The following is a 15,104-nucleotide window of genomic DNA, read 5'->3' as shown; positions in this document are numbered from 1 at the left end:
CTCAGCCCGCCAGGTAGGCGTTGTCGAGGTTGAGGTAGGAGAACTTGTTGAGCGTGACGCCGTGGAGCTTCTTGGCGGACACCTGGACGGCGCCGCGGATGGCGAGGTCGATGATGAACGCCTCGTCGAGGAGGGTGTCGGTGATCTGCTGGCGGAGGGTGTTGGCGCGGGCGCCGTCGGCGGGCGTGGTCCAGGCCTCGCGGACGACCTTCGTGTAGGCGGCGGAGCGGAACTTGGACGTGTTCTTGGCCTCGTTGAAGGGGTAGGCGCTGACGGCGAGGGTGGACGGCTGGACCTGGGCGAAGCTGTGGCTCATCGTCCAGAGTCCGGGCATGTTCTGGGAGATGAGGTTCTTCTGGGCGGCGGCGGAGTCGGTGGGCTGGAGCGTGACATGGACGCCGATCTGCCGGAGGTCGTACTGGACGGCCTCGGCGACGGCCGTCTCGCCGGGCAGATTGATGTGGAGAAGGGGCAGGTCGAGGCGGGTGTGTCCGGCGGACTTGAGGAGCTCGCGGGCCTTGCCGGGGTTGTGGGTGTAGTGGGTGCGACCGGTCTCGGTGAAGGCGGGCGAGGACTTGGGCCAGGGGGTGGCGGAGGCGAGTCCGTAGCCGCCGAGGACCTGCTTGAGGATTCGTTCGCGGTCGATGCTCCAGGCGAGGGCCTGCCGGACGGTCTTGTCGTTCAGCGGGGCCACGGTGGTGTTGACGCCGAGGTACACGGCTCCGCCGCCCGTGGAGTACTCGCTGATGGCGAGCTCGGGGGTGGCGGCGACGACGGCGAGGTTCTTGCCGGGGACGCTGAAGGAGAGCTGGGACTGGCCGGTCCTGAGGGAGGAGAGGAGCGCGTCGGCCTGGGGCACGACCCGGAGTTCGACGCCGTCGAGGTAGGGGCGGCCGGGCTGCCAGTACGTCTCGTTGCGGGTGAGGCTGACCCCGGAGCCGGGGCTCCACTTGGTCAGCCGGAAGGGTCCCGTACCGATGAGCTTCTTGCCGGTGACGGCGTCCTCGACGCTGCGCCGATCAGTGATGATCATGAACTCGAAGAGGTCGAAGAGGTTGTTCACCGGGTGGGCGAGCTTCAGGACCAGCTCGTGGTCGCCGCGCTTCTCGAAGCCGGTGACGGCGGCGGCCGTGGCCCTCAACTGGGCGGCGCGCAGCGGGTTCTGAAGGTTCTTCACCGCGAAGATCACGTCGTCGGCGGTGAAGGGACGGCCATCATGGAAGGTGACGCCGGTGCGCAGCGCGAGGGTGACGGCGCGGCCGTCCTTCGCGTACTCCCAGGAGGTGGCGAGTTCCGGCTGCGGCTTCAGCCCGTCGTCGTAGCGGGTGAGGGTGTTGTAGATCAGCCGCTGCTGGAGCGACTGGGCGCTCTGGGCGAAGAGCAGGCTGGGCGTGAAGTCCGCGTTGACGGCGACGGTGAGGGTGCCGCCGCGCCGGGGCTCGGCACTCGTCTTGCCCGCCGCGCCGGCCTCGCCCGCCGTGCCGGACGGGGCTTCGGCTTCGGAGACCGCCGAGCGGCAGCCCGCGAGACCGAGCCCGAGGAGCAGGGCGCCGCCTCCAGCGGCGCGCAGGGTGGTGCGCCGGGTGGGAGCGGTGGGCTGGGTGGGGTACGACTCGGTCATCGTTGCCTGCCTGTGAAAGAGGTCGGAGGCGCGCGGGGTGCGGCCATTCCTTCCGCAGCGGGAGAAATGGACACGCCGGGCGTGCGGGGTACGCGGAGGTGCGCGGTGGCGGTACGGGACGGGTGCGGCGGTACGGCGGTACGACGCGGTACGGCGATGGGCCGGCCGCCGACGGGCCGGAGCAGCCCGGACGCCAGGAGCGCGCCGGAATTGCCGGAAGGCCAGGGAAGCCGGAAGGTCAGGGAAGCCCGGGAAGTTCAGCGGGTCCGGGGCGGCATCAGCGAACCCGGCGGGGCGATCGGTTCGACGCCCGACGCGAAGGTTCAGACGCGGACGGCACAGACCGCACTGGCCTGTCGACAGAGGTCGACGTGCCTGCGGGAGATGAGGCGCATGTCCGGATTCACGGGAGCAATATGACAGCGGCTCCGCGAGGCGGTCAACCGGCCATGCCCGCATTCTGAGACGACGTCACTTCTGACCACCCCCGGCGAGAAGCTCGTCGACCGTCTGAAGAGGCCTTCTGAACAGGGGATTCAGCAGAACCGTGCCCGCCGCGACGGGCAGTGTGGCCGGTCCGGCATGTGGACTGACGATGCGTTCGGGGTCGTCGCAGACGTGCGAGAGGTCGATCGCCGCCCCGCGGATCTCCTCCAGGTAGTCCGGGTCGAGGACGCTGGAGTGCTCGGTCACGACGACCAGATCCGGGTTCAGGACGTCGAGGAGCAGCGCGACGGCGCGGCCCACCGCCCGCGCCCGCTCGCGCAGCAGCCGGTCGGCGCGCCGGTCCCCCGCCGCCGCCGCGTCCACGACGAGGAACGTGTCCGGCTCGGGGACGATCCCGCGTCGCACGGCGGTGAGTCCGAGCGCGGTGTTCGAGGCGGTCGCCTCCAGGCAGCCCGAACGCCCGCACGGGCAGGGGACGGTGGAGTCCGGTACGGGCAGGTGCGCCACGTCGCCGGCCGCCGAGCCGGGGCCCTGGTGCACGATCCCGGCCAGCCCGACGGCCGCGTCGACGACGTTCCCGATGAAGAGGTGGACGAGGCTGCGCCGGGCCGCGGGCCGCCCGAAGAGGATCTCCGACTGGGCGATGGAGCGGGCGTGGTTGTCGAGCCGTACGGTGTGCCCGCCGAGGCCCTTGGCGAGCTCCGCGGCCAGCGGGCGGCGGCGCCAGCCGAAGGCGTCGTGACGGACGACGACCCCCGCCTCGGGGTCCACCCAGCCGCCGACGGCGGCGCCGACCCCGAGCAGCGGGCGCCCCTGGGTGTGCTCGTCGAGGAAGCCGCGCAGCGCGCGGCCGACGGCGGTGGGCACGCCGTCCGGCGCGATGCCGTCGTGCGGGTGGGTGCGCCGGGCGAGGACCCGGCCGCGCAGGTCGACCAGGCCGAACGTCGAGCTGGGGACGCCGAGGTGGACGCCGCCGACGACCGGTCCGCCGGAGGCGCCGACGTGCAGGTCGACGGGGATCTGCGGGCGTCCCACGCTCCCGCCGCCGGCCAGTTCCGGCAGGTCGCGCAGGAGGCCGAGCCGGGTGAGGTCGGTGGCCTGGCGCGAGACGGCGGCGGGGCTGAGACCGGAGAGCCGGGCGACGGCGCCGCGGGCGACCGGACCGTGGTCGAGCACGGTCCGCAGCACGGTGGCGGCGTTGGCCTCGCGCCGGCCGTCGCCCGCCATCCGGGAACCGTGGGAGGTGGTCGTCATGGGTGCCTCTCTGCGTCACTGTTGCGGCGGTGTGAATTCCCGGCGCCACCGGCGGCGGGGCCGTCACGGCTCCGCCCTTCCGGCCCACTCCCTCCCGAGTTCGTGGCATCGCCGCTGGTCAGCGCGGGTGAGCCGGGGTACGGAGAGCGGGGGCGCGGGCGGCGGGCAGGCGCCGATTCAACCATCACAAAGCACGGCTCGGGGCCCCGACGGTCGCTTGACGTCCCGCGACGGCCGCTGCGAGGCTCCGGGACATGTTCGCGACCTCCTCGTGTCCCGCCGGCTCCGGCGCCTGATCCTCGCGACCCTCTCGCGTGCCGGGCTCGCCGCCCGCACCCGTACCCCCGGCGCGCAGCTCGCCGCCTCCGTACACCGCGCTCGTGCGCCGTACTCCATTTCCCCTGTACGACTCCCCCGGCCGGGCCGGGTCCTCGTCGTCACGTCATTGCTTCCGCTCCGGAATTAATTCCCGGGCCCGTTCGCACACTTCCGAAAGGACCACCATGTCGACCGCTACCGCCACCACTACCGCTACCCCCGTCACCGTCCAGAAGGTCGGCGGCCGCCTCGGCGCCGTCATCTCCGGCGTCCGCCTGGGAGGCGACCTCACCGCCGGGACCGTCGCCGAGATCCGCGCCGCGCTCCTCGCGCACAAGGTCGTCTTCTTCCGCGGCCAGGACCACCTGGACGAGGAGGCCCACGAGGCCTTCGGCAAGCTCCTCGGCACCCCCGTCGCGCACCCCACCGTCCCCTCCGCGGACGGCCGTTACTCCTTCCCCATCGACTCGGACTACGGCGCCCGGGCCAACCAGTGGCACACGGACGTCACCTTCGTGCCGGCGTACCCCGCCTTCTCGATCCTGCGCGCGGTGACCATTCCGCCGTACGGCGGCAACACCCTCTGGGCCAACACCGCGACCGCGTACGCCAAGCTGCCCGAGCCGCTCCGTGTGCTCGCCGACAGTCTGCGTGCCGTGCACTCCAACGACTACGACTACGCGGCCCTGCGCCCGGGCGTCCTGCCCGAGCAGCTCGCGCGCTTCCGTGAGGTCTTCGCCTCGACGAAGTACCTCACCGAGCACCCGGTCGTACGGGTCCACCCGGAGACCGGCGAGCGCACGCTCCTCCTCGGCAACTTCGTGCAGCGGATCAGTGGCCTGACGGGCGCCGACTCCCGCGCCCTGCTCGCGCTCTTCCAGGCGCACATCGAGCGCCCCGAGAACACCGTGCGCTGGCAGTGGCAGGTCGGCGACGTGGCGATCTGGGACAACCGCGCCACCCAGCACTACGGCGTGGACGACTCCGACGACCACGAGCGCAAGCTGCGCCGGGTGACCATCGACGGAGACGTGCCGGTCGGCGTGGACGGTGCGACCTCGGTCCTCCTCGCCCCCGAGTCCGTCCCGGACCCGGCGTTCGGCATCGCCTCCGGCGCGTCGACGACGGAGCCCGTCACCGTGTGAGCGGAGCCCGCCACCCCGGCGCGCGCCTCGTGGGCCGCGCCGGGTAAGGCGTCAGGAGCCGGACGGCTGGGCGTAGTCGGCGAAGCCGACCCAGTCGAGGGCCACGCAGGGTTCGTCGCCGAGGACCCAGGCGTCGTGCCCGGGCGTGACCTGCATGAAGTCGCCGGCGCCGAACTCCACCGACTCGCCGTCGTCCATGACGACCTTCATCCGGCCACTGACGATGTATCCGACGTGCGACGCCTGACAGCTGTCGGTGCCGGCGATCGGCTTCACGTGCTGGGACCACTGCCAACCCGGCTCGAACACGGCGCGGCCGACCGCTCCGCGCTCGGCGTTGATCAGGTCGAGCCTGCCCTTGCCGTCCTCGAAGGGACGGGTCTCGTCCGCTGAATCGAAGCTCTTCTGCACGATGCCGGCCATCTCGTCTCCCGGCGGTGTAAAGGCCTGGCCCCGAGTCCTCTTCCAGGCTACGCCGGGGTGGTCGGGCCCACCCGCGTTTGGTGGTTCCGGGCATATCCGCGGCTCGAATTCTGTGCGCTTCCCCTAGGGGGCAGACCTACACATAAAGGACAGATAAGCGCACAATGGAGCCGCGGCATGATTGCCACACAAGCGGTCAGACGTGCATGACGCCAGAAGGAGGCGAGTCGTATGGCCGACGTCTCTCACCGTCCTGGTGATATCTCGGGGCACCCCGATGCGTCGGAAATGCGGGATCGTTACGCCCGCATGCTCCAGACCCGAGGTGTCGCGGCGGTCGAGGAACTCGTGATCCTCGCCGGAATCTACGCCGCGATCTCCGCGTGGACGGTTCACTTCTCCGCCGCCCGACCGGAGCTCGCCATCAGCAATCTGGTCGTCGGCATCACGATCGCGGCCCTGGGCCTGTGCATGTCGATGGCCCCCGAGCGGTCGCAGGACCTGAACTTCGTCGTCCTGCTCCTGGGCGCGTGGCTGATCATCGCCCCGTGGGTGGTCTCGTCGAACCCTGACACCGGCGTGATCCTGAGCAACGTGATCACCGGCGCGTGCGTCTGCCTGTTCGCCCTCACGGCCGGCGGTCTGCTCATGACCAAGAGAAGGACGTGACATTCCGATCTCTCCCGGAACGGCGGCACCTCCCACCCGTGGAGGCGCCGCCGTTCATCGTGTCCTCCGGGCCGGCCGCATAGAGCCGGTACGGAGCGTTTGTCCGCACCGCCTTGTGCACGATGGCGCACGACCGGTGTCCACGGCCGCGCCTAGCCTCGCCGCATCGGTATTGACGAGGGGCGGTACACCGGTGAACTGGCACATCCACGACTATCGCGAGAGCGATCTCGCGGCCGTCGTCCATCTGATCGACACCACGGCCGCGCTCGGGCAGGAGTCCGTGTTCTCGCTCGCCGAGTGCATCGGGGCCCTCACCTCGCGGCAGCCGGCCGTGGTCGCCGTCCACCAGGGCGCGCCCATCGGCGCCGCGCTCGCCTGCGTCTCCGGCGAGCGTGCCTGGGTGATGCGGATCGCGATCTCCTCGGTGTGGCGTGGCCGCGGCCTGGCCAGCGCCCTGCTCGTGGAGCTGGAGCGGCGGCTGGTGGCGGCCCGCGTCGGGCGGATCGCGTACGTACTGCCGGAGGAGGAGCTCCTCGGCGAGGGTCTCCTCAACGCCGGGTACACCCGGCAGCCGGCCGTCGCGTACTTCGAGAAGGTGGAGCCGCTGCACGGGCCCGCCGCCGGGCTCCTCGACGACCTCGGCGGGCGGCTGCTCCCGGGTGACCTGTGGGCGAAGGTCGCCGGGATGGAGCGGGAGAAGGACCTCATCGAGCGCCGGGTCGTCCTGCCGCTCGCCGAGCCGGAACGGGCCACCCGGCACGGGGTGCGGCCGCCGCGCGCGGTCTGCCTCTTCGGTCCGCCCGGCACCGGGAAGACGACGTTCGCGCGGGGCATCGCCTCCCGGCTTGGCTGGCCGTTCGTGGAGATCCTGCCGTCCCGCCTCGCCGACGAGGGGAACCTCGCCGCCGCCCTGCGGTCCGCGTTCGCGCGGATCGCCGAGCTGGAGCGGGTCCTCGTCTTCATCGACGAGGTCGAGGAGATCGCCCCGGTCCGCTCGGAGCCCGCGCAGCCGGGCGGCATGCACGGCGTCACCAACGAACTCCTCAAGCTGATACCGGGCTTCCGGGAGCGGGACGAGCGGCTGCTCGTCTGCGCCACCAACTCGATCCGCTCCCTCGACCCGGCGTTCCTGCGCCCGGGCCGCTTCGACTACCTCATCCCGATCGGTACGCCGGACAAGGTGGCGCGGGCGGCGATCTGGGCCCGCTACACGGACGGCCGGACGGACGTCGACATCGACGAACTGGTCCTGGCGAGCGACCTGTTCACCCCCGCCGACATCGAGCACGCGGCCCGGATCGCCGCCCAGGCCTCCTTCGAGCGGGACCTGGTGGCGGTCGGCGGCCGGGGCGCAGACGGTCCCGCGCCCGGGGCGAGCACGGCGGACTATCTGGAGGCCATCGGGCAGTGCCGCCCGACGGTCACCCCCGCGATGGTCGAGCAGTTCGCCTCGGACATCACGACGCACGCCCGGATCTGAGCGCGAACACCTCGCGCGCGGCGTCCAGTTCAGCCCGGTCGGGCGGCTGGGCGCCGGCCCGGGAGACGGTGACGGCCGCGGCCGCGCCGGCCCGGGCGAGCAGTCCGGTGAGCTCCTCCGCAGAGAGCGCGCCGAGCGCCGCCCTGTCCTGACCGGCGAGGGTGTCGAGGACGGCGGACATGAAGGAGTCGCCCGCGCCTACGGTGTCGACGACGGAGACCGGCGGCGCGCCGACGGCGACGGTGTCGCGCCGGGTGAGGGCGAGCGAGCCGTCCGCGCCCCGGGTGACGAGGACGACGGCCGGGCCGAGGGCCAGCCAACGGGCCGCGACCGCGTGCGGGTCCTCGCCGGGATAGAGCCATTCCAGGTCCTCGTCGCTCGCCTTGACGAGGTCGCTCAGGGCGACGCAGCGCTCGACCCGGGCGACGGCCTCGCCGCGCTCCCCCATCAACTCCGGGCGGACGTTGGGGTCGTAACTGACCGTGGCCCGGTCGCGGAGCCGCTCGGTCTCGGCGAGCACGGTGTCCGCGCCGGGGGCAGTGACGGCGGCGATCGAGCCGATGTGCACATGGGTGGGCGACGCGTCGGCCGGTTCCCCGGCCTCCAGGGTCCAGGCGATGTCGAAGGTGTACGTGGCCTGTCCCCGGTCGTCGAGGCCGACGACGGCCGACGGGGTGCGCGCGGGGGCGCCGCCGAGGGCGATCCGCACCCCCGCGCCCTTCAGGTGGGCCTCGATCAGCCGTCCGGAGGGGTCGTCGGCGAGCTGGGTGAGCAGGGTGACGTCCCGGCCGAGGCGAGCGAGGCCGTAGGCGACGTTGGCGGGGCTGCCGCCCGGGTGGACGCGGTCGGCGGCGCCGGACCCGGCGGGGGCGCGGACGATGTCGGCGACGCACTCGCCGATCACCAGGAAGGACATGGGTCAGAGCTCCTTGGCGTAGGTGTCCTGGTAGCCGGCCCGGCCGCCGAACACGTTCAGTCCGACATGGCCGTCGGTGTGGGCGGCGGCCGGGTCGGTACGGTCGATGATCCGATTCCCGTCGAGGAAGACCTGGACGCGGGCGCCCTGGTGGACGATCCGGAGATGGTACGTCGCCCCGTGCCGCAGCAGCGTGGTCACTTCGAGGTCGGTAAAGCGGCGGGGGGACAGGGCGTCGCTGTCGCAGGAGCTCGAAGGTGTACACGACGTCATCGGCGACGAGGGGCTTGCCGTCGGACCACTTCACGCCCTCACGGAGGGTGAAGGTGCCGGACTTCCCGTCCGGTGGCTGGGCCCAGGAGGCGGCGCGCCAGGGCGTGTCCTTGCCGTCGGTCGGATTGTGGACCAGGAGCGGCTCGTAGACCGCCTCCTTGGTCATCGGCGCGGCCTTCGACGAGAAGGGGTTGAGGTTCGCAGGCGGCCGTTCAGCCGCCGTCGGCCGTCGCGTGTCCGAAGACGATCAGCGACGGGTCCAGGGGATGACCGGCCTCGCGCAGGGCCCGCTCGTACCCCTCGCGCAGTCCGAGGGCGGCGGGGATGTCCGGGTCCAGGTTGATGAAGCCGATGCGCTCGTGACCGGCCTCGACCCGGTAGCCGAGCTCGTCGATCGCGGCCTGAATTCGACGCCTGGTCTCGTCCGGGATGGCGGCTCCGGGGCGGTCGTTCAGCACGGAGGAGACGGCCGTGCGCGAGACCCCCGCCCGTCGGGCCACATCGCTCATGGTGACGTTGCGGGCGCTGTTCGCTGCCACGACGCCCCCTCCCCTGGATCACTGCCCCGGTTCGATCTCCGGGTTACGCCCTTGAGTAACGCGCGTTAGTACGACGCTGCACTCAAGTTGCGACCGTCTTCCGGCCGCTGTGAATATCTTGTTCACGAAGGACCGTCGGCGGACTCGCCGGCGGCGTCGGCGGTACGGGGGAAGGGTTTACCGGTGGAGACGGTCGAAACGGTCGAGGGGCTCGCAGTGATCGCGTTCGACGACGGGAAGGAGCTGGAGGCCTGGTTGGAAAAGCACCACGGGGACACCCCGGGCATCTGGCTGCTGCTCGCCAAGAAGGGCACGGACCTCCCCTCACCGACGGCGGACGAGATCCTCGACGGCACGCTCATGTACGGCTGGATCACCGGCAAGCGCATCACGCGCGACGAGCGCACGTACCTGCAGAAGATCACCCCGCGCCGGAAGCGCAGTCTCTGGTCCCAGGTCAACGTACGCCAGGTCGAAGCGCTCACCGCCGCCGGCCGGATGCGCGAGCCGGGCCTCGCGGAGGTGCGGGCGGCGCGGGCGGACGGGCGGTGGGAGGCCGCGTACCCCTCCCAGAAGGACGCGACCGTCCCGGACGACCTGGCGGCAGCGCTGGCGGCGGACCCACGGGCCTCGGAAGCCTTCGAGGCCCTGGGGAAGACGGACCGCTACCTGGTGATCCTGAGCCTGTGGCAGGCGCGTACGGCGAAGACGAGGGCGGCCCGCCTGGCACGGGCGATCGCGGCGCTCGCGGAGGGCGGCGCTCCTTAAGCCTTGTCCGGCGGATCAGGGTCGGACAGGTCGCGGGGTCTGGCGCGGTGCGTCGCAAGGCGACGCGGCGAGGTGCCGTGCCAGACCCCGCGCCCCCGGCCATCCTTCGTCCTGCACACCGGAATCCTCTGGGAGCATCTGCCGCAGGAACTCGGCTTCGGCTCGGGCATGACCTGTCGGCGCCGCCTCGTCCGGGATCTCGGCGTGAAGCCGCTGATCGCCCGCCGGGGCACCGGGGACTGCTCGGGCCTGGGCACGCAACGCTGGTTCGTGGAGCGAGCATTCGCCCGCCTGCGCTGGTTCCGCCGCCTGCGGATCCGCTGGGAGATCCGCGACGACAACCACGAAGCCTTCCTCGCCCTCGGATGCGCACTGATCTGCCGGCGACGCCTGAACTCCCAATAGGAGTTCAAGACAGGCACGGCCAACGTCAGGCCGGCTTGCGCCACACGGAGACGTGCTTCGCGGAGTCCTGGGTGAACGGAGACCCGTCCCAGTCCGCAACACGACGTTCCAGCTCGAGCCCGGCGATCCGCGCCATCAGGTCGAGCTCCGCCGGCCAGGCGTACCGGTGCCGGGAGTTTTCGCGGCGGTAGTGGCCGTCGTCGCCGTCGCGGGTGAAGTGGTGCGAGACGAGCATCTGCTCGACCAGGTCGAAGGTGTCGAAGCCGAGATGCTGCTGGGAGACATCGAACGGCACCGCGACCTGGCCGGGCGGCAGGAGCCGCAGCGGCGGCACACCCAGCTCGATGACGAACCTGCCGCCGGGCTCCAGATGCCGTGCGGCGTTGCGGAAGCACTCGACCTGCTCGTCCTGCGTGAGCAGGTTCGTGATGGTGTTGTAGACGAGGTAGACCAGGGTGAACCCGCCGGGAACGACGGTGGTGGCCATGTCCCCGATGACTACCGGGAGGGTGCCCTCGTCGATCTTGCGCCGCAGCACCGCCGCCATGTGCTCGGACAGTTCGATGCCCACCACCGGCACGCCGCGTTCCCGGAGCGGGACTCCCACCCGTCCGGTTCCGATGGCGAACTCCAGCGCCCGGCCGTCTCCGGCGAGCTCCGCGAGGAAGGCGAGGGTTGGTCCGAGAACGGCAGCCGAGGACGCTTCGGCTTCCTCGGCGTCGTAGCGGTCGGCGGTCGCGCGGGTCCACAGTTCACTGCTCGTCACGGGTGGCCACTGTGCCGGGTGCCGAGGGGCGCTGTCGACGCATTTAGTTCTCCACGGCTCAGCGTGCACCCCCACAACTCGTCGTCGCCTTGCCAGGGCTTCGGCCGAACCGCCGCGCACCCCGGATCATCAGTCCCGGAGTGGTCCCACCACCTTGGAGATCATTTCGTGAGGAGTCCTAAGGGACGACCCTCCGGTACAGGACCTGGCGGGCGTCCCATTCCACGAAGGACTCGGCGTGCTCAAGGCCGACGGCCTCCAGGAGGCGGCGCGAGCGGTCGTTGGCCTCCTGGGTGACCGCGACGACGCTCGGCGTGCCTTCCAGGACCCGCGCGACGACCGCGCCGACGGCCTCCCGGGCGTAGCCCCGCCCCCAGTGCTCGGGCAGGAACTGGTACGACACCTCCGTCTCCCCGTTCCGCGCACCCGGCTCCACGGTGACGAGGCCCAGCAGGACGTCGTCCTCGACCCGGATCACGGCATGGAAACCGGGCGCCCCGACGATCCGCCGCTGCCGGATACGGATGACGGGCTCGGTGACGGGGCCGCCGAGATGGAGCCGCACCTGGGGGTCGGTCCACAGCCGGGACACGGCCGCGAGGTCACCGCGGCGAACGGCCCGGAGGAGCAGCCGGTCGGTGGTGAGGGGTGCGGGGGGCGCCGTGGTGGCGGTCGGGGTCGGGGTCGGGGAGACGGGCATGGCTCCGATCCTCTCAGGCCACGCACGGGAACGACACGGGAGGTCCGCGCGTTTCCGTCCTGGGGTCAACGGAGCAACGGCGTGCGTAGGGGTGGGGACATGGGGACTGTCGTACGGCTGTGGGCGACCGGGGAGACGCCGTACCGCGACGGGCTGTACCGCCCGGACGACACCGGCAGAGACGTGCACGTGGAGGGCCCGGGGGCGTATCACCCGGACGCCCGGCAACCGATCCCCTTCCGCCTGGGCAAGCCGTTCGACGTGCTCCAGGCCGTCGAGGAGGACGGCACAGCCGAGGTGGACCACTTCTTCGAGAGCCCACTGCCGGACGGATCGGGACGGATGTGCGGAGGCGGCGGCGGCATGGGCAACACCGGCCATCTCGCCCGCCTGGACGCCGACGGCTCCTTGCGCTGGGTGGCTTTCATGGACGCCTCGAATCCTTTCGTGGGCGTGCGCTACGAGGGAGCGACGGCCGTCTTCACGAACGACTGGGGAAACGAGCTGCGCCTCGACCTCTCCGACCCGGCTTTCACGTGACGTCCGCCGGCTGCGGGCCGCCGGGCGTGGCACGACCACCTCGGCCCGCGGCCGGAGCAGTCACGCGATAGCTTTCACCCTCGTACAGACGTCCGGATGCCTGTACGACCAGACGCCCGGACGCCTCTACGCCAGGACGCCGACACGCCCCGGCCCACACGCCTCAGCCACGGGAGCCCTGCGACCATGAACATCCGCGTGATCCAGGGACTCGCCCTGCTCGCCACCGGCCTCCTCACGGGCGCCTTCGCATACGGCGCGGCCAACCTGGTCCCCACCTTCAACGCCGTACCGCTCGACATGCGGCTCTCGTTCCACGCCGAGCTGATGAAGATGAACGGCATCACCGTGCAGGCGGCCATGGCGGTGTCGACGCTGAGCTCCCTGGCACTCGCTCTCCTCACGCGCGGCCGCGCGCGGCTGATCGCGGGTGCGGCGGCGCTGCTGACGCTGGCGTCCTTCCTGATCACGCGGCTCGGCAACGTGCCGATCAACGGCCGCATCAAGGAGTGGGCGCTCACCGCGGCCCCCGCCGATCACGCGGAGATCCTGCGGCGCTGGGAGCTGTTCAACAACCTGCGCACGCTCACGGCACTCACCGCGTTCGTCCTGCTGATCGTCCTCTGCCTGTGGCAGCCGACGGCTACGGCCCGGAACCGGGCCTAGCCAGGTCCTGTGGCCGAACCGTTCGGGCGGATCACGCCACTGCACCCCGGTCCGAACCCGGTACAGAATCCCGTCGATCACCTGACCATGGGCCCGCCATCGGCCACAACGCCTATTGCTGACCGGCAGGAACGGCCGGAGCCGTTCCCACTGGGCATCCGTCAGATCGCCCCGCCCCATGCCCACATCAACGGCTCCGGCACGGACCAGCCACATGATCGGCCGGACAAGTCCTAGCAGGGTGGCCTGATGGGGAAAGGCGATCACCCTCTTCGTCCTGGGGCCGCGGGACACCGCCGACTCCCTACCGGACGAGACGGAGCTGAGGACCTGGCGGAGGCCTGCCTGCCGGTCGCCGAGGGGCGCTCGATCACCGGGGACGGCTGCGGTGGGGTGTGCCCCAACCACGCGGTGGGCCATGGCCTGCTCACCACGCGCATGCTCCATCCTCGGTGAGGCGTCGGCCTCGACGGCGTACGGACTGGTCGGCAGGCCCGTCCTGTACGGGGGCACGGATCTGGTCGAGGCGGGCGAGATGCGGGCGGTCCTGGCCCGCCAACCACGTTTCTCGGCGCGGGTGTTCGCACCCGGCGAGCGCGCGCCTCCTACGACATCCCGGCGGACGGCGCCGAACGGTACGCCGTGCGTTTCGCCGCCAAGGAGGCGGTCCTGAAGGCGCTGGGAGTGGGCCTCACCGGTTCAATCCTGACCGAGACCGAGGTGGTGCGCGCCCCATCCGGCAGCCCGTCCCTCCGGTTGACGGGCCGCGCCGCGGCGCTGTCCGAGGAGGTGGGGGTGGAGCCGGCTGATCAACTCACATCGACTGAGTTCCGCCTTCTGGGGGCGGATCCGGGCCAGGAGCGTAATTCGGCTGTCGCAGCGGCCCACTTCCTGGATTGGCCGTGGGAATCCTCGCGAAATATACCGACTGGGCGTTACCTCCGACCAAGCTGCCCAGCCCCGCACCCTTTCTGGTGCCCAGCCCGATGAGTATGGAACCCGAATCCCCCGACTTGGCACCCCCGCCAAAAGTCGGCTCTACACGTATGAGATCCCTGAAAAGATAACACCATTGGCGATTGCGACCCCAGGTCTTCATGAGCGAACGAACAGTTTTGATACGCCCTTCATGCATTCCGGTCGCCACTCCCGCGAAAGCCACGCGGAGCCCATAGGCAGGCCCTCCGTGTGTTTCCAGATCCGCCATCTGCGGTATCTTGTCGACGTCTGTAATGACAATACTCCGGTTCGGCTGGGGCCAAATAGGAGACAGGCCACCCGGTCCGATCGCATAGCTTGTCGCGCGAAGCCGGGGAAGCGCCCACGCGAGGTCGTAGGTATTGAAGTAATAGGGCCCCAAGTGGCCTACCGGGTAGCGGAAGAGAGGGTAACCGTTCTCCATCACCCCGATCTCCATCTTTTTCTCTCTCCACCGACCCGGGGGGTCCAGCTCACCCCCTACTGGGGGCTGGAAGATGGGCTCCAAAGGCTTCACTTTGTTTCTGTCAGGGAAACCATCGGTTGCGTGTCTGACATTAAGGACGTGGCCTGCGGAAAGAATCCTGGCCGGGCCTCCCCAATCTACGACAGTCATCGTCCCCTCCAGCATTTTCTCACCGTCATCGTCCCAAATACCTATTCCGAGCCCACCCCAGGCCGGACGGCTATACCAACCCACGAATCCTTCATGAAGGACGGGTCGTTCGACTTCGATCACATCCGTAGGCGTGAGCTCTCGCGCTGCGGAGACTCCCGGATCGGCCGTCAAGGTCTCCACGGCGGGTGGGATGTACAGCTCTCCCACAGAAAGGGCGGATATCGGCTTCTTTTCCAGCACCTGTACACAGATTGCCCAGTCGCGCGTTTCCCGACCGCCAACGACCTTGTATCTCATGTCGAGCCCGACGACATTCGGATCGTACATCCAATGCGCCACAGACTCATGCAAGCGCCATCTCGGGAATGCTTTCACAACACCCGTCCTTCGAGACTGCGCCGAATGACGATGAGTCCTTCAGTGAGGCGACCGCGGAGGGTGGTGCGCCTACCGCCATGCTCAGACCCCGACCGGCGCTGCCGGGGCAGGCGGTGGCCCGTCGTCGTCAGCCGATCGGATCGGCTGCGGGCCCCTCAGTCCATCTACCCACCATGCGCGGGCTCCCGCATCTTGC

Annotated in this window: 16 protein-coding genes and 4 pseudogenes; 8 read left to right on the top strand and 12 right to left on the bottom strand. The window is 70.5% G+C overall.

Annotation, left to right across the window (positions count from 1 at the left end; genetic code table 11):
- Position 1: 1 nt before the first annotated feature.
- The 3 genes from OG357_RS37865 to OG357_RS37855 form a co-directional block, all read right to left on the bottom strand.
- A complete protein-coding gene (locus OG357_RS37865; protein WP_329625416.1) occupies positions 2-1,621 on the bottom strand; it encodes an ABC transporter substrate-binding protein in 1,620 nt (539 codons plus the stop codon).
- Positions 1,622-1,944: 323 nt separating this feature from the next.
- A complete protein-coding gene (locus OG357_RS37860; protein ID WP_329625827.1) occupies positions 1,945-2,016 on the bottom strand; it encodes a putative leader peptide in 72 nt (23 codons plus the stop codon).
- 76 nt (positions 2,017-2,092) lie between these two features.
- The gene (locus tag OG357_RS37855; RefSeq protein ID WP_329625415.1) at positions 2,093-3,322 is read right to left on the bottom strand and encodes an ROK family transcriptional regulator; all 1,230 of its coding nucleotides are present in this window, start codon (positions 3,320-3,322) and stop codon (positions 2,093-2,095) included.
- A gap of 503 nt (positions 3,323-3,825) precedes the next feature.
- Here OG357_RS37855 and OG357_RS37850 point away from each other — a divergent pair.
- Positions 3,826-4,785, top strand: coding sequence for a TauD/TfdA dioxygenase family protein (locus tag OG357_RS37850; RefSeq protein ID WP_329625414.1), 960 nt, complete (start codon positions 3,826-3,828; stop codon positions 4,783-4,785).
- A 51-nt stretch (positions 4,786-4,836) separates the two neighbouring features.
- Here the strand turns inward: OG357_RS37850 and OG357_RS37845 are convergent, their stop codons facing one another.
- Positions 4,837-5,208 (bottom strand): cupin domain-containing protein, encoded by a 372-nt coding sequence (locus tag OG357_RS37845; protein WP_329625413.1) that lies wholly within the window; start codon positions 5,206-5,208, stop codon positions 4,837-4,839.
- Between the two features lie 309 nt (positions 5,209-5,517).
- Here OG357_RS37845 and OG357_RS37840 point away from each other — a divergent pair, with 309 nt between their 5' ends.
- Together OG357_RS37840 and OG357_RS37835 are read left to right on the top strand one after the other, a co-directional pair.
- Entirely contained in the window at positions 5,518-5,877 is a 360-nt protein-coding gene (locus tag OG357_RS37840; RefSeq protein WP_329625412.1) for an SPW repeat protein, read from the top strand.
- 193 nt (positions 5,878-6,070) lie between these two features.
- Positions 6,071-7,360 (top strand): ATP-binding protein, encoded by a 1,290-nt coding sequence (locus OG357_RS37835; protein ID WP_329625411.1) that lies wholly within the window; start codon positions 6,071-6,073, stop codon positions 7,358-7,360.
- Here OG357_RS37835 and OG357_RS37830 read toward each other — a convergent pair.
- The 4 genes and pseudogenes from OG357_RS37830 to OG357_RS37815 form a co-directional block, all read right to left on the bottom strand.
- On the bottom strand, positions 7,338-8,276 hold the full coding sequence (locus tag OG357_RS37830) for a carbohydrate kinase family protein (RefSeq protein ID WP_329625410.1): 939 nt from the start codon (positions 8,274-8,276) through the stop codon (positions 7,338-7,340). The two genes, OG357_RS37835 and OG357_RS37830, sit on opposite strands and share 23 nt — an antisense overlap.
- 3 nt (positions 8,277-8,279) lie before the next feature.
- Complete coding sequence (locus OG357_RS37825) at positions 8,280-8,477, bottom strand: hypothetical protein (protein WP_329625409.1); 198 nt, start codon at positions 8,475-8,477, stop codon at positions 8,280-8,282.
- Between the two features lie 37 nt (positions 8,478-8,514).
- Positions 8,515-8,715, bottom strand: a pseudogene (locus tag OG357_RS37820) (ABC transporter substrate-binding protein); the annotation flags it as partial.
- A 46-nt stretch (positions 8,716-8,761) separates the two neighbouring features.
- On the bottom strand, positions 8,762-9,088 hold the full coding sequence (locus OG357_RS37815) for a LacI family DNA-binding transcriptional regulator (protein ID WP_329625408.1): 327 nt from the start codon (positions 9,086-9,088) through the stop codon (positions 8,762-8,764).
- A 183-nt stretch (positions 9,089-9,271) separates the two neighbouring features.
- Between OG357_RS37815 and OG357_RS37810 the strand changes: the two genes are divergently transcribed.
- Both OG357_RS37810 and OG357_RS37800 read left to right on the top strand, forming a co-directional pair.
- A complete protein-coding gene (locus tag OG357_RS37810) occupies positions 9,272-9,856 on the top strand; it encodes a YdeI/OmpD-associated family protein (RefSeq protein ID WP_329625407.1) in 585 nt (194 codons plus the stop codon).
- A gap of 198 nt (positions 9,857-10,054) precedes the next feature.
- A pseudogene (locus tag OG357_RS37800) lies at positions 10,055-10,261 on the top strand (IS5/IS1182 family transposase); the annotation flags it as partial.
- Positions 10,262-10,286: 25 nt separating this feature from the next.
- Here the strand turns inward: OG357_RS37800 and OG357_RS37795 are convergent.
- Together OG357_RS37795 and OG357_RS37790 are read right to left on the bottom strand one after the other, a co-directional pair.
- A complete protein-coding gene (locus OG357_RS37795; protein ID WP_329625406.1) occupies positions 10,287-11,027 on the bottom strand; it encodes a class I SAM-dependent DNA methyltransferase in 741 nt (246 codons plus the stop codon).
- Between the two features lie 178 nt (positions 11,028-11,205).
- On the bottom strand, positions 11,206-11,727 hold the full coding sequence (locus tag OG357_RS37790; RefSeq protein ID WP_329625405.1) for a GNAT family N-acetyltransferase: 522 nt from the start codon (positions 11,725-11,727) through the stop codon (positions 11,206-11,208).
- Between the two features lie 99 nt (positions 11,728-11,826).
- On the opposite strand from OG357_RS37790, the gene OG357_RS37785 reads away from it, so the two are divergent.
- Positions 11,827-12,267 carry a hypothetical protein gene (locus OG357_RS37785; protein ID WP_329625404.1) on the top strand — a complete coding sequence of 147 codons (441 nt, stop codon included), beginning with the start codon at positions 11,827-11,829 and terminating at the stop codon, positions 12,265-12,267.
- Between the two features lie 186 nt (positions 12,268-12,453).
- On the top strand, positions 12,454-12,933 hold the full coding sequence (locus tag OG357_RS37780; protein ID WP_329625403.1) for a DUF1772 domain-containing protein: 480 nt from the start codon (positions 12,454-12,456) through the stop codon (positions 12,931-12,933).
- Here the strand turns inward: OG357_RS37780 and OG357_RS37775 are convergent.
- Positions 12,934-13,113 (bottom strand): annotated as a pseudogene (locus OG357_RS37775) (transposase); the annotation flags it as partial.
- Positions 13,114-13,575: 462 nt separating this feature from the next.
- Here OG357_RS37775 and OG357_RS37770 point away from each other — a divergent pair.
- A pseudogene (locus OG357_RS37770) lies at positions 13,576-13,674 on the top strand (holo-ACP synthase); the annotation flags it as partial.
- A gap of 73 nt (positions 13,675-13,747) precedes the next feature.
- On the opposite strand, the gene OG357_RS37765 reads toward OG357_RS37770, so the two are convergent.
- Positions 13,748-14,857 carry a hypothetical protein gene (locus tag OG357_RS37765; RefSeq protein WP_329625838.1) on the bottom strand — a complete coding sequence of 370 codons (1,110 nt, stop codon included), beginning with the start codon at positions 14,855-14,857 and terminating at the stop codon, positions 13,748-13,750.
- Positions 14,858-15,104: the final 247 nt, after the last annotated feature.

The sequence above is a fragment of the Streptomyces sp. NBC_01255 genome, from assembly GCF_036226445.1.
In the GTDB taxonomy this organism is placed as follows: domain Bacteria; phylum Actinomycetota; class Actinomycetes; order Streptomycetales; family Streptomycetaceae; genus Streptomyces.
Note: the sequence above shows the minus strand (reverse complement) of the source record. Positions and strands in the feature narration are given on the sequence as shown.